This window comes from Devosia equisanguinis (assembly GCF_900631955.1).
Classification (GTDB): Bacteria; Pseudomonadota; Alphaproteobacteria; order Rhizobiales; family Devosiaceae; genus Devosia; species Devosia equisanguinis.
On sequence record NZ_UZWD01000064.1, the window covers coordinates 1 to 13,801 of the forward strand.

The following is a 13,801-nucleotide window of genomic DNA, read 5'->3' on the forward strand; positions in this document are numbered from 1 at the left end:
CACATCAACCCGTCAGGAGTCGCCGGCCGCGTCAGATGTGCATAAGCCCCTCAAGGGGGGAGGGGGCGATGGAGCTGCATCAACAAGACCGTGAAAAGCTCTAGGGCGCGAAGTGACCCGGGGGCCGCGCAGAGAGCCCCTCACTCAGCATTGTCCGCGCGGCGGGCGGCCCCTGGGTCGAGCCCGAGGGCGGCACCGAGGTTGCGAAGAGCAACGGCGCTCGCAGGCAATGGCGGGAGAAAGGCTAGTCCCCGTCCCGCCGGCGCGATTTTTCGGCGCGGAGGCGGGCGAAGTAGTCGATGCGTTTGCGCAGGTCGCGTTCGAAGCCGCGCTCGACGGGGTTGTAGAAGTTCTGGCGGCCGATCTTTTCGGGGAAGTATTCCTGGCCAGAAAAGGCCTCCGGCGTGTCGTGATCGTAGACATAGCCGTCGCCATAGCCCTGCCCCTTCATCATCTTGGTGGGGGCATTGAGGATGACCATGGGCGGCATGGGCGAGCCGGTGGATTTGGCGACCGACACGGCGGCCTTATAGGCGGTGTAGACGGCGTTGGATTTGGGCGCCAGCGCCAGATAGACCACCACCTGCGCCAGTGACAGCTCACCCTCGGGCGAACCCAGCATCTGATAGGCGTCGCGGCCGGCAATGGCCAGCGGCAGCGCCTGGGGATCGGCAAGGCCGATATCCTCGGAGGCCATGCGGATGAGACGCCGCGCCAGGAACAGCGGGTCTTCGCCGGCATCGAGCATGCGGGCGAAATAATAGAGCGCCGCATCGGGGTCGGAACCGCGAATGGTTTTGTGCAGCGCGGAAATCAGGTTGTAGTGGCCGTCCTGCGCCTTGTCGTAGATCGGGGCACGGCGCTGCACCACGGTGAGCAGCGCGGTGGGGTCGAGCGTCTCCTCGGAGCGGGCGGAGGCAAGGATTTCTTCGACCAGGCCCAGCAAGGCCCGGCCATCGCCATCGGCGAGGCCCAGGAGGGTGGCGCGAGCTTCATCGGTCACCGGCAGACGTGCGCCGAGCAGGGTTTCGGCGCGCTGCAGCAGATTTTCGAGATCCTCGGCATTGAGCGATTCGAAGCGCAGCACCTGGCTGCGCGACAGCAGCGCCGCATTGAGCTCGAAGGATGGGTTCTCGGTGGTGGCCCCGATCAGCACCACGGTGCCGTCTTCCATGACGGGCAGAAAACTATCCTGCTGAGCGCGGTTGAAGCGGTGGATTTCGTCGACGAAGAGAAGGGTGCGGTGGCCGGACAGGCGCTCGAAGCGGGCTTTTTCGAACACCTTCTTGAGATCGGCGACCCCCGAAAAGATCGCCGAAATCTGCTCGAAGCGGAAACCGATCTGGTCGGCCAGCAGGCGCGCCACAGTGGTCTTGCCGGTGCCGGGCGGGCCCCAGAGAATGAGCGAGCCGAGCCGTCCCGAGGCCAGCATGCGCCGCAGCGTGCCATCGGGGCCGAGGAGATGGGTCTGCCCGATCACCTCATCGAGGCTGCGCGGGCGCAATTGATCGGCCAGCGGGCGGGCCTTGTCGGTTTCAGCGGGATCGGCGGCGAAGAGATCGGACATGACGGCTTCTTACGCCAGAAGCGATGGATTGGCATTAGTGTTGTGGCGGAGATCGAAGATGGGCGAGCCCCCTCACCCGTCGCGGCTGCGCCGCGCCACCCGCTCCCCGAGAGAGAGAGGAATAGGGACGGCTCTTCACCAACCCACCGGCCGTCACCCTCGGGGTTCACCCGAGGAGCCTGAACTTTGGGATGTTTCGCCAAATGAAACGCCCTCGGGTCTTCGCCCGAGGGTGACGCGCAGTGGGAGGGCGGCGCAATTTGCCCTGCGGGACGGCTCTTGCCCGCCATTCGAGCGTAGCTCTCATGGCCTGATCGCCTCAAATTGCGCCACTGGCGCAATTTGCCCTGCGGGACGGCCTGGCCCGCCATTCGAGCATAGCTCTCATGGCCTGATCGCCTCAGATTGCGCCACCGGCGCAATCTGCCCTGCGGGACGGCGATCAGCCACTCACAATGGCACGGCTGATGCGGCCGGCGCGTTGGAGGATGATCTGCCAGGTGCGGACGCGTTGGCTGGCGAGTTGGGAAAAACCGGAGGCGTCTTTGACTTCGGTGTCGTTGAGCGAGAGGATGACGTCGTCAACCCGCAGCCCCATGGCCTCGGCCGGCGAGCCCGGCTCGACCGCAGTGACGATGACGCCGGTGGCATCATAGGGCAGCCCCTTGGCTTCGCTGAGCGCGGGATCGAGCTGGCGGATGCTGACGCCGGCAAAGCGGGTATTGCCCGAGATCGTCGCCAGTGCAGTGTCGGCGGGCGAAGGAGCGGCTTCGAGCGGAAAGACCACGGTATCGCTGGCGCCGCCGCGCAAGCGTTCGAGGCTGGCGGTTTCGCCCAGGGGCCGGGTGGCCAGGCGGAAATTGAAGGCGCTAGGATCATCGACCTGGCGACCATCGACCGCGACAATGACATCGCCGGACTTGAAGCCGGCGCGGTCGGCCGGGCCGCCGGGCGCCACTTCGGTGATCATGGCGCCGTGCGGCGCGGCCATGCCCAGGCTCGAGGCGATATCGGAGGTGACCGCCTGCATCTTGGCACCGAACCAGGGGCGCACGATCTCGCCGCCGGAAACGCCTGCCTCGGCCACCAGCCGGGCCATATTGGCGGGAATGGCAAAGCCGATGCCCACCGAGCCGCCGGACTGGGAATAGATGGCGGTGTTGATGCCGACGAGATGCCCCTGCATGTCCACCAGGGCACCGCCGGAATTGCCGGGATTGATGGCCGCGTCGGTCTGGATGAAGAACTCATAATCCGAGGCCTCGACGCCGGTGCGTGCCAGGGCAGAAACGATGCCGCTGGTGACGGTCTGGCCGACGCCGAAGGGATTGCCGATAGCCAGAACCAGATCTCCGACAAGCAAATCGTCGCTATTGGCGAAGGTGATTGCGGGGAAGCTGGTGGCGCCGGGATCGCGCACGCGCAGCACGGCGAGATCGGTCTGCTGATCCTCGACCACCAGATCGACGGCGAATTCGCGGCCGTCATTGAGGGCGATGCGGATATCGGTGGCGCCGTTGATCACGTGACTATTGGTGAGAATGACGCCGCCGGCATCGACGATGACGCCGGAGCCAAGCGAGCGGGATTCGCGCGGGCGGGTCTGGAACTGGCCCTGCCCGAAGAAACGGGAAAAGAACGGGTCACTGGCGAAGGGCGAGATCGCCTGCTGCTCGATGCGGGTGGCATAGACATTGACCACCGAGGGCGACACGGTTTGCACGATCGGAGCGAAGCTGAGTTGCACCTGCCCCTGCCCCTCGGGCACGACGCGTTGAGGGGTGGGCGCGACGGCGAGCGCGGCAGGTTCGGGCGCGTTCTGGGCGTGGGAGGGCGGCGTGCCATTCCAGGGCGCCAGCGCCAGCGTGCCGCCCAGCCCGAGAGCGACCAGCGCCACACACGAAATCATGAGAGTTCGCAACGACATAGACCCACCTGCGGATTCAGAGTGTCAACCCGAAAACCACATTCGGGCGCGCTGAGAAAAACGCCTCGAATCTGTCACGAAAATGACGTTTCCGCATTGTTGCTATTGTGACCAAATAAACGTTTGCGCGAGGGGTCTCACGGCCCTATATGCAGCGCTCACTTTGATGCGTATCCGCGACAGGAAAACCGGGGCGCATCCAAGAATTCCGCATCCCTCGAGCCCTGAAAGGCCTGTTGTCCAATGACCGACGAGCCGAAGACCGTCCATGCCAATACTTCCGCGCTAATTGCCGCCGAAGCGCCGGACTATCCCTCCTTCCTGTTTTCGGAGAAGGAATTTCACAGGGCCATCAAAGTCTTCAAGAAGGGCTTTGACGGGCTGCTGACCTATGCGGTGAAGTGCAATCCCTCCCCGCATATCATCGCGCAGCTGCATGCCGAGGGCCTCAAGGCCTTCGACGTGGCCTCCAATGTCGAGATGGAACTGGTGCGTGACCACGCCCCCGGCGCGGTGATGCACTATAACAACCCGATCAAGAACAAGCGCGAGATCGAGCGCGCTTATGAAGAGTTCGGCGTCCGCAGCTTCACCATCGACCACCCGCAGCAGCTGGACCAGCTGGCGGCGGTGGTATCGCCATCGCGCGATGTCGAGGTGACCACCCGCTTCAAGGCCGGCAAGGCGTTGAAGAGCTATGACTTCGGCATCAAGTTCGGCGTCATGGAACAGGGCGCGGCCGAAATCGTCACGGCGGTCGAGAAGATGGGCTATACGCCCAGCCTCTGCTTCCATGTCGGCAGCCAGTGCGAAGACGCCTATGCCTATGAGCGCCACATCGCGGCGGCCGCCCGTATCGTCGAGGAAGCCGGGATCGAGCTCAAGCGCCTCAATATCGGTGGCGGCTATCCGGCCCCCTACCCGACCAGCGAAGCGCCGCCGATGGACACCTATTTCGACACCATCGGCCAGGCCGTGGACGACCATTTCGGCAAGAAGAAGCCGGAACTGATCATCGAGCCCGGCCGGGCGCTGGTGACCTCTTCGACTTCGCTGCTGCTGCGCGTCAAGCACCAACGCGGCGGCCAGTCGGTCTATGTCAATGACGGCGCCTATGGCGCGCTGATGGAAGTGAAGTTCATGCACTTCACCCCGCCGGTGCGCGTGTGGCGCGGCCCGCGCCTGCACGACAATAATGGCGAGTTCAGCGAATTCACCGTCTGGGGCCCGACCTGCGACAGCTATGACGTGCTGCCCCAGGTCTTCACCCTGCCCGCCGATATCGACGAGGACGACTGGATCGAATTCGGCCTGATGGGCGCCTATACCCAGGCCTCGCTGACCCCGTTCAACGGCTTCGTGCGCCGCGACCAGTACTGGGTCGACGAGGTCTATACCGGCAAGGACATGGCGCCGGCCGAGTAAGGTTCTCTGGTGTGAGATTTTAGCCGGTCCCTTTCGAGGGGCCGGTTTTTTTGTTGGTGATGGACGGAAAAAGCCCTCGGCTCAAGGCCGAGGGTGACGCGCGGTGGGTGTGTCGAAATGAAAACGCCACTGCCGGGTTTCCCTGGCAGTGGCGTTGATGTTTCGATGGACCTTTAGGACTACATGGTGAAGCAGTCGCCGCCGGCGGCCTTGATATTGTTGCAGAGCATGTTGGCGCTCTGCAGGGAATCGGCGGGGGCGCGGACCCGGTAGAAGATACCGCGTTCGCCGAGGTCGACACGCTGGACTTCAAGGCTGGTGCCGCCAAAAACCGGTCCGAAGCGACGGACGATGTCGGCGGCCGACTGGCGGGCGGCCTCTTCGCTGCGCTGCGAGGACAGCTGCACATAGGCGGGAGCCGAATTGACCGTCGAGGCGACGCCGCTGGGCTGCGTCACCGGAGCGGTGGTGGTGGTCGTAGCAGCAGGCGTCGTGGTCTGCGTTACCGGGGCGGTGGGGGCCGCGTTCTGCAGCGCGGCGACGCGCTGGGCGAAATCGGCGGGCCGCTGGCGCGGAATGGTCGCCATCTTGCCCGGAATCACATTTCCGGCCGGGTCGACGGCCTGCACGCTGCTGCCCGGCGTCACCGGGGTCACAGTGGGCGTGGGCGCCGGGGTCGGATCGACGGCGGCAACAGCCTGCGTCGTGCCGTTGGCGGGATTGGCCAAAAGATCAGGCGTCGAGAAATCGGCGCCGGGCACATCAGGCACGTCCGGACGATCGACCGGCAGCATGGAGGTGCCGGCAACATTGTCGGTGCCGCTGACAATGGTGCCATCGGGCCGCACGGTAACAGTGCGCACCTTGCGGTTCACCAGACCATCCTGGTTCGGATCGAAATTGGCTTCCTGCGTCACCGCGGCAACGTCGGTCTGGTCGCGGGAAACGATCTGCTCACCCTCGCCATTATTGCCGCCGGCCATCTCGTTGAAAACCACCGACTGGGCGGTAGTGGCTTCGGGATCGACGGCAGGAACTTCCTTGACGGCATTGCTTTCGGCCACAAGGAGCGGCGCGGGACCGGATGGGGCGGACGTATTGCCCAGCACCCAGTAAAGGCCGCCGCCGGCGACGGCGAGCAGGGCAACGGCGACCAGGGGACCGGCAACGGCACGATTGAAGCCAAAACCGGCGCCGAAGCGACGACGGGGCGCGCGGACGCGCTCTTCGACTTCCGGCTCGTGCGTGGGCGATTCCACCCATTCGATCTTGGCGCCGGTGGCGGCGGCCGCGGCGAGAATGGCTTCATCGACCGACAAACTGTCGGCCGGAACCGGCTTCCTGGCGACCGGCTCGGTGCGCGGCGGCAGCGTCGGCGTGGCAAGGCTGCGCAGAGCGGGGCTCGGCGTTGACTGCTGCTGAGGCGGCGGCGGATTTTCGAGATGAACTGCAGGGCCAACCAGACGCTCGATTTCCGTCAGGGCGTCGGGGTCCACCTGGGCAAAGCTAGGCTCGGGCGCTGCCTCGGCCATCGGGGTCGGATCCGTCAGGACTTCGGGCTCCACGAACACCGGCTCAGGCCGGGGCTGCGGTTCGCGCGTCATGGCGGGCTCGACGCGCGCGGGAGCTGGCGGAACCGGGCTGGAGGTGGCGAGACCGAAGACCGGCGGGACGCCGAAAACGTCCTCGCCGCGGGCCGGGCCATTGACCACCGGAATGGCCTGCTGCGGTTCGCTGCGCTCGTCCGGCAGATCGGCAGCCAGCTCGGCAGCGATAAGGTCGGCAATACTATCGTGATCGAACGCGTCGACCTGCGGCTCTTCCGCCCGCATGGCAGGCACCGCCTGGACAGGACGCGACACGGCTTCTGGCTGCGCGGCGGGCGTGGGCCGCGGCTCCGGCATCAGCGGGGAGGCCGGGCCGGCCTTCTTGGCACCGAGATTGAGATCGAAATCGAAACGGAACGGGTCCGGCTCGGTCGCGGGATTGGCGGCCGGCTTCGGCGCGGGAGCAGTTTCACCCGGGATGCGGACGCTGGGCGCACCCATGACCGGCTCATTGCGGGTCGGCTGGGGCGCTGGCGCCGGCTGCGGGCTGGGCGCCACAAAGCGCGGCGCCGGCCGTTCGACTGCGGGTGCGTCGGCACCGGGAATGCGCACTTGCGGTGCGGCTGGCTGCGCGGGCGTATCTGTCCGCGCATCATCAGCCATCAACCTGGCCAGTTCAGCAATCAGATCATCCGGTGCTTCTGTTTGTCCGGCCATCGGCTTCGGTTTCGCTGACGTCATCAGGCAGCGCCCCTAGAATGCTGTAAAAATCCAGAATGGAATTTTCAGCGAATGTTCACACCAATGCGCCGGAATTATGAAAGCTCCTCCGGCGCAGTGACCCCAAGTATACCCAACCCATTGCTGATAACTTGACGGACAGCATCGACGAGAGCGAGTCGAGCCAACGTCAACTTCGCGTCGGATGGGTTAACAAACCGCAAAGACGGATCATCCTTACCCTTTGCCCAGAAGCCATGGAAGGCCGCGGCGAGGTCATGGACATAGAAGGCCAGGCGATGCGGCTCGTGCGCGATCGCTGCAGCTGCGACTGTGCGCGGCCAGGTCGCGACCATGCGGATGAGCTCGAGATCGGCAGGCGAGGACAGAAGTTCGACCTCGGCACCCGCCAGTGCGGCCGCCGACAGATCGAGATCGGGCATGTCACGCCGTGCCGTGCGGAAGATCGAGCAGGCCCGGGCATGGGCATATTGGACATAGAATACCGGATTGTCCCGCGTCTGTTCCTTGACCAGGGCGAAATCGAAATCCATCGAGGCGTCATTGCGCCGGAACAGCAGCATGAAGCGGGTAGCGTCGGAACCCACTTCCTCGACCACATCCGACAAGGTGACCAGATCGCCAGAGCGCTTGGACATCTTGAACGGCTCGCCGTTCTTGAGCAGGCGCACCAATTGACAGATGCGCACGTCCATGTCGGCTTCGCCGTGCGACACGGCCTTCACCGCCGCCTGCAGCCGCTTGACATAGCCGGAATGGTCGGCGCCGAGCACATTGATCATGTGCTTGAAGCCGCGCAGATATTTGTTGCGGTGGTAGGCGATGTCGGCAGCGAAATATGTGTAGGAGCCGTCGGACTTGATCAACGCGCGGTCGGTATCGTCGCCATAATCGGTGGCGCGGAACAGGGTTTGCTCGCGGTCTTCCCAATCCTCGGGTGTCTTGCCCTTGGGGGCTTCGAGCCGACCTTCATAGACCATGCCCTCTTCGCGCAGCCAGGCCAGCGTCGACTCGATATCGCCGCCGACGCCATGCAGGGTGCGCTCGGAGAAGAACACGTCGTGATGGATGTTGAGCTGGGCCAGATCGGCGCGGATCAGGTCCATCATCACCGCAAGCGCAGCTTCGCGGGCGATGAGAACCGCTTCCTCTTCCGGCTTGTCGAGCAGGCTGGTCCCGTATTCGGCCTTCAGCGCTTCGCCGACCGGGATGAGGTAGTCGCCGGGATAGAAGCCTGACGGAATCTCGATGGTTTCGCCCAGCGCCTGCCGGTAGCGCAGCAGCGCCGAACGGCCGAGGATGATGGTCTGCCCACCGGTATCATTGATGTAATATTCGCGTGTCACGTCATAGCCCGACCAGGCCATGAGCGAGGCCAGCGCATCGCCGAACACGGCGCCACGCGTATGACCCACATGCATCGGGCCGGTGGGGTTGGCCGAAACATATTCGACATTGACCTTTTCGCCCCGCCCCGCATTGGAGCGGCCGAAATCGGCACCCTGGGCAGCGACGGAGCGCAGCACCTGGTGCCAGATGGCATTGGCGAGGCGGAAGTTAATGAAGCCGGGACCGGCCACCTCGACGCTGGTGACGTCGGCATCGGCCTTGAAGTGCTCGACCAGGGCGGTGGCGACTTCACGCGGGTTCTTGCCCAGCGGCTTGGCCACGACCATGGCGGCATTGGTGGAAAGATCGCCATGGGCGGCATCTCGCGGCGGCTCCACCACGACGCGGGCCAGCAGGCCACTATCCAGACCGGGATAGAGGGCGTGCAGGGCATCGATGACCCGGGTGGTGAAAAGCGCGAAGATATCCATGTCGAACCTTCTGGAAAAGACTGCGCCCGGTTAACGGAATTCCGGTCGAGCGTCAAACAGGCGCTGGTGTTCGTCGAGGGCATAGGGGTCGGTCATGCCAGCGATGAAATCGGCCACGATGCGGGCGCGATCGGCGCCTTCGGCACCCCTGCCCGCCTCGCCCCAGCGACCGGGCATGTCGGCGGTCTGCATGTATTGGGCGAAGAGTCGCTCCACCACCGCCTCGCTTTCGCGCACCGGCACCATCACCGATTCATGGCGATAAACGCGTGCGAAGAGGAAGGTCTTGAGCCCCTTTTCGGCCGCGGCGGTTTCGGACGAAAAGCCGACCAGGGTGCGCCCGGCAAGCCGCACATCCTCGGCCGAGGCGACGCCGGAAGCGGCAATGGCGGCGGCGCTGGTGCGGATCACGTCCTCGACCGCGCGGGTAATCATGCGGCGCTGTACTTCATGGGTCTGGCGATTGACGGCGATGTCGGGATAGCGGGTCAGTACTTCCCCGACGATGGGCCCGGCCATGGGCACGCCGACAAAATCCTCGAGCGTGATCAGTTCGGCCCGCAAGGCATCGTCGATGTCGTGGGCATTATAGGCGATGTCATCGGCAATGGCGGCGACCTGCGCCTCGAGGCTGGCATGGGTGGCGAGCCGCAGATCGGCTGGCACCGGCATGGCGTCGAGCCCCGATGGCAGCCCCTCCTCCGCATAGCGGCCATAGGGCCTGCCATCGGCATGGATCAGCGGGCCATTGTGCTTGAGAATGCCCTCGAGCGTCTCCCAAGTGAGATTGAGCCCGTCATGCTCGGCATAGCGGTTTTCGAGCTGGGTAACGACGCGCAGCGCCTGCACATTGTGGTCAAAGCCGCCAAAGCCGGCCATGGCCCGATGCAGGGCCCGCTCACCGGCATGGCCGAAGGGGGTGTGGCCGAGATCGTGGCTCAGCGCCAGGGCCTCGGCCAGGTCCTCGTTGAGGCCCAGGGCCCGGGCGATGGAGCGAGCGATCTGGCTGACCTCGAGCGTATGGGTCAGCCGATTGCGGAAATGCCGGCCTTCGTGATGCAGAAAGACCTGCGTCTTGTGCTGCAGGCGGCGGAAGGCGGTGGAGTGGATGATGCGGTCGCGGTCGCGCTGGAATTCGGAGCGCGTGGGGCTGGAGCCGGTGCCATAGAGCCGGCCCAGAGTCTGGTCGGGCTTGCTGGCATAGGGTGCGGTCTCGCTCATGTGTGTTTGCAGGCCTTTGCAACGGCGCTTGGAGCGCCTATCTTAGCTTCAGTGTTATGACATTACGACCGTCCGGATCCCTCCATGACAGACGCTGCACTCGCTGATCGCCCCGCCGTAACCCTTTCGGATCGCGCCGCCAAGCGCGTTGCGCGTATCGTCGCCAAGGAAGCGCCGGGCACGGTGCTGCGTGTTTCCGTCGCCGGCGGAGGCTGCTCGGGCTTCCAGTACGAATACAATCTCGTGCAGGAAACGCCCAATGAGGACGACCTGGTTCTGCAAAAGGGCGAGGCCACGGTGCTGATCGATTCGCTCAGCCTCGAATTCATGGGCGGTGCCGAGATCGACTTCGTTGACGACCTGATCGGGCAGAGCTTCCAGATCAAGAACCCCAATGCCGTTGCCTCCTGCGGCTGCGGCACCAGCTTCGCCGTTTAGCTTTATCTGACTTCCGGGCGGCGCTAAGGTCCTGCCGCGTCCGGAGGAATCAGCATGACCAAGCATATCGAAGCCGTGATGGATGCCGCTATCGACAGCCAGTCGATCGTCGGCGCCGAACTTGTCGTGGCGCGCCATGGCGATATCGTCTGCCGCCGCACCGCAGGCTGGTTCGACCGCGAGGCCGGCGTGCCGATGATCGATAATGCCATCTATCGGCTGGCTTCGGTGACCAAGCCCATCGTTGCGGCGACAGCGCTGGCCATGGCCGACAAGGAGCTGATCGCTCTGGATGAGCGGGTGGCGCACTACCTGCCCTGGTTCACGCCGAAATCGCCGGACGGGTCCGAGGCGGCGATCACCATTCATCACCTGCTGACGCATACGTCGGGGCTGGCCTATGGCTATCCGCAGGACCCGGAAATCACAACCGGGCTCGACGCCACGGCGCTGAGTCTCGAAGAGAATTTCTCGCGTGTGGCAAAACTGCCGCTGGAGTTCGCACCGGGCACGGGCTGGCTCTATTCGGTGGCCATCGACGTGTTGGGGGCCGTGCTGGCCGCGGTACAGGGGGGCAGCGTCGAAGAAGCCGTGCGCGGCCATATCACCGGCCCGCTGGGCATGACGGACACCGGCTTTTTCGTCGCCGACAGGGCGCGGCTGGCAAAGCCCTATGCCGATGGTCGCCCGGCCACGCCGATGGCCGATCCGCAACAGGTGTTGGGTACCGACGGCATGGGCCCGACCTTTTCGCCCTCACGCATTTTCGACGCCAAGGCCTTCCAATCCGGCGGGGCGGGGATGGCGGGCACGCCAGGCGATATACTGCGCTTCCTCGAGGCCATGCGGAATGGCGGCGGCGGAGCGGTGCAGCACGAAACGGTGGCGCGCGCCTTCTCCAACCAGATCGGCGATATCAAGCGGGCCGATGCCGGGCAGCGCTTCGGCTATCTGGGCGCCATCGTCGATGATCCGGTCGCGGCCAATTCGCCTTCCGCCAAGGGCACGGTGAACTGGGGCGGCGTCTACGGCCATTCCTGGCTGGTCGACCCGGCCAATGGGCTGACCGTGGTGTCGATGAGCAATACGGCGCTGGAGGGCTGTACCGGGCAGTATCCCAAGGACCTGATCCGCGCCGTCTATGCCGATTTCATCGACTGAGTGTGACTGAATTTCTGGCAATCGGGGGGATATGCCAATGACTGACACGATCGACCGCGTGCTCGACGAGGCCGTGGCGAGCGGCAAGCTGGTGGGCGCGGTGGTGATGGTGGCCAAGGACGGCCAGACGCTCTATCGCCGCGCCGTGGGCCTTGCCGACCGGGAGGCCGGGACGCCGATGGCCGAGGATACGGTATTTCGCGCCGCTTCGCTGACCAAGCCGATGGTCGCGTCCACCCTGCTTGCCATGGCCGACAAGGGGCTGGTGCGGGTGGATGATCCGGTCAGCGCCTATCTGCCCTATTTCACCCCGAAACTGCCCAATGGCAGCCAGCCTGATATTACACTCAAGCATCTGCTGACCCATACGGCGGGCCTGCTTTATGATTATTCGGCCAAGAATCCGCGGCTGACCAATGGCCTGGTCAACGCCAATATCCATCTCGACGACCTGCTGCCGCTGATGGCGGAGCAGGAACTGTCCTATGCGCCGGGCACGGGGTGGTTCTATTCCATGGCCATCGACGTGTTGGGCGGGGTGATCGCCAAGGTGCATGGCGGGCCACTGCGCGATGCCGTTTCCCATTACGTCACCGGCCCGCTGGGCATGAACGACACGGCATTCACGGTGGCCGACCGCAGCCGGCTGGCCGTGCCCTATGCCGATGGCGTGGACCGGCCGATCCGCATGGCCGAACCGCAGCCGGTGAACAATCCCTGGGGCGGGGTGACGACCTTTTCGCCCGAGCGCATTTTCAACGAGAATGCGTTTGAATGCGGCGGTGGCGGCATGGCCACAACAGGCCCAGACTTCATGCGCTTCCTCAACGCCATCCTCGCCGATGGCGGGCCCATCCTGGCGCCAGAAACGGCACGTGCAGCGCTCAAGGACCAGATGGGCTATGAGCGCGAGCCGGGCCAGGCCTTCAGTTTCCTCGGTAGCTACACGGTGGACCCCGTGCGCGCCGATCTCTACTGGCCGGCCGGCACCAATAATTGGGGCGGCATTTACGGGCATATCTGGTCCATCGATCCGGTGAAGCGGATCACCATGGTTTCGCTCAGCAACACGGCGTTCTATGGTGGCGAACTGGCCTTCCCGCGCGCCCTGCGCAAGGCCGTCTATACCGACCTCATCTAAGGAGCCGAGCATGGCCCTGCGCATCGCGACCTGGAACATCAACGGCATCAAGGCGCGTATCGAACTGCTGCTGCGCTGGTTGGACGAGGAAAAGCCCGACATTGTCGGGCTGCAGGAAATCAAGAGCATCGACGAGGCCTTCCCGCGCGCAGAAATCGAGGCGCTGGGCTATAATATCGAGACCCATGGCCAGAAGAGCTGGAACGGGGTGGCGCTGCTGTCGAAACTGCCTTTCGACGAGGTGCATCGCGGCCTGCCCGGCGACGACGGCGACGAACAGGCGCGGCTGGTCGAGGGCGTGTTCTCCACCAGTTCCGGCGTGGTGCGGGTGTGCAATATCTACCTGCCCAATGGTAACCCAGTGGATACGGAAAAATTCCCCTACAAGCTCGGATGGATGGACCGGCTCAACCGCTTCGTCGCAGAACGGCTGGAGCTGGAAGAACCCTTCGTGCTGATGGGCGACTTCAACCTCATTCCCGCCCCTATCGATGCGCACGACCCCGACGCATGGTGGGGCGATGCGCTCTATCGCCCCGAAAGCCTCTCGCGTTTTCGCGCCCTAACCAATTTGGGCATGACTGACGCACTGCGCGCCGTCACCGCCGAACAGGCTTTTACCTTCTGGGATTTCCAGGCCGGCGCCTGGCGCCGCAATGCCGGCATCCGCATCGACCACCTGATGCTGTCACCGCAAGCCGCCGACCGATTGGACGATGTCGTCGTGCACAAGGACGTGCGCGGCTGGGACAAGCCCAGCGACCACGTCCCGGTCGAGGGCGCGTTTAGCTTGTAGGGGGGTTGGGGTTGGGG

10 protein-coding genes are annotated in these 13,801 nt (G+C 64.6%); 5 read left to right on the forward strand and 5 right to left on the reverse strand.

The genetic code is table 11. The annotated features are described in order from the left end of the window. Nucleotides 1-244: 244 nt before the first annotated feature. Together DEVEQU_RS19065 and DEVEQU_RS19070 are read right to left on the reverse strand one after the other, a co-directional pair. Nucleotides 245-1,567, reverse strand: a complete 1,323-nt coding sequence (locus DEVEQU_RS19065) for a replication-associated recombination protein A (RefSeq protein ID WP_126152195.1) — start codon at nucleotides 1,565-1,567, stop codon at nucleotides 245-247. Nucleotides 1,568-2,009: 442 nt separating this feature from the next. Then, nucleotides 2,010-3,476, reverse strand: coding sequence for a Do family serine endopeptidase (locus tag DEVEQU_RS19070; RefSeq protein ID WP_126152196.1), 1,467 nt, complete (start codon nucleotides 3,474-3,476; stop codon nucleotides 2,010-2,012). 261 nt (nucleotides 3,477-3,737) lie between these two features. On the opposite strand from DEVEQU_RS19070, the gene DEVEQU_RS19075 reads away from it, so the two are divergent. Next, nucleotides 3,738-4,919 carry a type III PLP-dependent enzyme domain-containing protein gene (locus DEVEQU_RS19075; RefSeq protein ID WP_126152197.1) on the forward strand — a complete coding sequence of 394 codons (1,182 nt, stop codon included), beginning with the start codon at nucleotides 3,738-3,740 and terminating at the stop codon, nucleotides 4,917-4,919. A 179-nt stretch (nucleotides 4,920-5,098) separates the two neighbouring features. Here DEVEQU_RS19075 and DEVEQU_RS19080 read toward each other — a convergent pair whose 3' ends face one another. The 3 genes from DEVEQU_RS19080 to DEVEQU_RS19090 all read right to left on the reverse strand — a co-directional run bounded on the left by DEVEQU_RS19080 (nucleotide 5,099) and on the right by DEVEQU_RS19090 (nucleotide 10,260). After that, a complete protein-coding gene (locus DEVEQU_RS19080) occupies nucleotides 5,099-7,207 on the reverse strand; it encodes an SPOR domain-containing protein (RefSeq protein WP_126152198.1) in 2,109 nt (702 codons plus the stop codon). Nucleotides 7,208-7,281: 74 nt separating this feature from the next. After that, nucleotides 7,282-9,027 carry an arginine--tRNA ligase gene (gene argS / locus DEVEQU_RS19085; protein WP_126152199.1) on the reverse strand — a complete coding sequence of 582 codons (1,746 nt, stop codon included), beginning with the start codon at nucleotides 9,025-9,027 and terminating at the stop codon, nucleotides 7,282-7,284. Between the two features lie 30 nt (nucleotides 9,028-9,057). Next, a complete protein-coding gene (locus tag DEVEQU_RS19090) occupies nucleotides 9,058-10,260 on the reverse strand; it encodes a deoxyguanosinetriphosphate triphosphohydrolase (protein WP_268907413.1) in 1,203 nt (400 codons plus the stop codon). 72 nt (nucleotides 10,261-10,332) lie between these two features. On the opposite strand from DEVEQU_RS19090, the gene erpA reads away from it, so the two are divergent. The 4 genes from erpA to xth are packed head-to-tail and all read left to right on the forward strand — an operon-like array spanning nucleotide 10,333 to nucleotide 13,784. Beyond that, nucleotides 10,333-10,686, forward strand: coding sequence for an iron-sulfur cluster insertion protein ErpA (gene erpA / locus DEVEQU_RS19095; protein WP_126152201.1), 354 nt, complete (start codon nucleotides 10,333-10,335; stop codon nucleotides 10,684-10,686). A 54-nt stretch (nucleotides 10,687-10,740) separates the two neighbouring features. After that, the gene (locus DEVEQU_RS19100; RefSeq protein ID WP_126152202.1) at nucleotides 10,741-11,847 is read left to right on the forward strand and encodes a serine hydrolase domain-containing protein; all 1,107 of its coding nucleotides are present in this window, start codon (nucleotides 10,741-10,743) and stop codon (nucleotides 11,845-11,847) included. A gap of 37 nt (nucleotides 11,848-11,884) precedes the next feature. Continuing rightward, nucleotides 11,885-12,988, forward strand: coding sequence for a serine hydrolase domain-containing protein (locus DEVEQU_RS19105; RefSeq protein ID WP_206437892.1), 1,104 nt, complete (start codon nucleotides 11,885-11,887; stop codon nucleotides 12,986-12,988). 16 nt (nucleotides 12,989-13,004) lie between these two features. Beyond that, a complete protein-coding gene (xth, locus tag DEVEQU_RS19110) occupies nucleotides 13,005-13,784 on the forward strand; it encodes an exodeoxyribonuclease III (RefSeq protein ID WP_126152204.1) in 780 nt (259 codons plus the stop codon). Nucleotides 13,785-13,801: the final 17 nt, after the last annotated feature.

Excerpts from the sequence above, each read along its gene's own strand:
- DEVEQU_RS19100 (WP_126152202.1), top strand. The coding sequence starts at position 10,741 with ATGACCAAGCATATCGAAGCCGTGATGGATGCCGCTATCGACAGCCAG.
- DEVEQU_RS19105 (WP_206437892.1), top strand. The coding sequence starts at position 11,885 with ATGACTGACACGATCGACCGCGTGCTCGACGAGGCCGTGGCGAGCGGC.
- erpA (WP_126152201.1), top strand. The coding sequence starts at position 10,333 with ATGACAGACGCTGCACTCGCTGATCGCCCCGCCGTAACCCTTTCGGAT.
- DEVEQU_RS19075 (WP_126152197.1), top strand. The coding sequence starts at position 3,738 with ATGACCGACGAGCCGAAGACCGTCCATGCCAATACTTCCGCGCTAATT.
- DEVEQU_RS19080 (WP_126152198.1), bottom strand. The coding sequence starts at position 7,207 with ATGACGTCAGCGAAACCGAAGCCGATGGCCGGACAAACAGAAGCACCG.
- argS (WP_126152199.1), bottom strand. The coding sequence starts at position 9,027 with ATGGATATCTTCGCGCTTTTCACCACCCGGGTCATCGATGCCCTGCAC.
- DEVEQU_RS19065 (WP_126152195.1), bottom strand. The coding sequence starts at position 1,567 with ATGTCCGATCTCTTCGCCGCCGATCCCGCTGAAACCGACAAGGCCCGC.
- DEVEQU_RS19070 (WP_126152196.1), bottom strand. The coding sequence starts at position 3,476 with ATGATTTCGTGTGTGGCGCTGGTCGCTCTCGGGCTGGGCGGCACGCTG.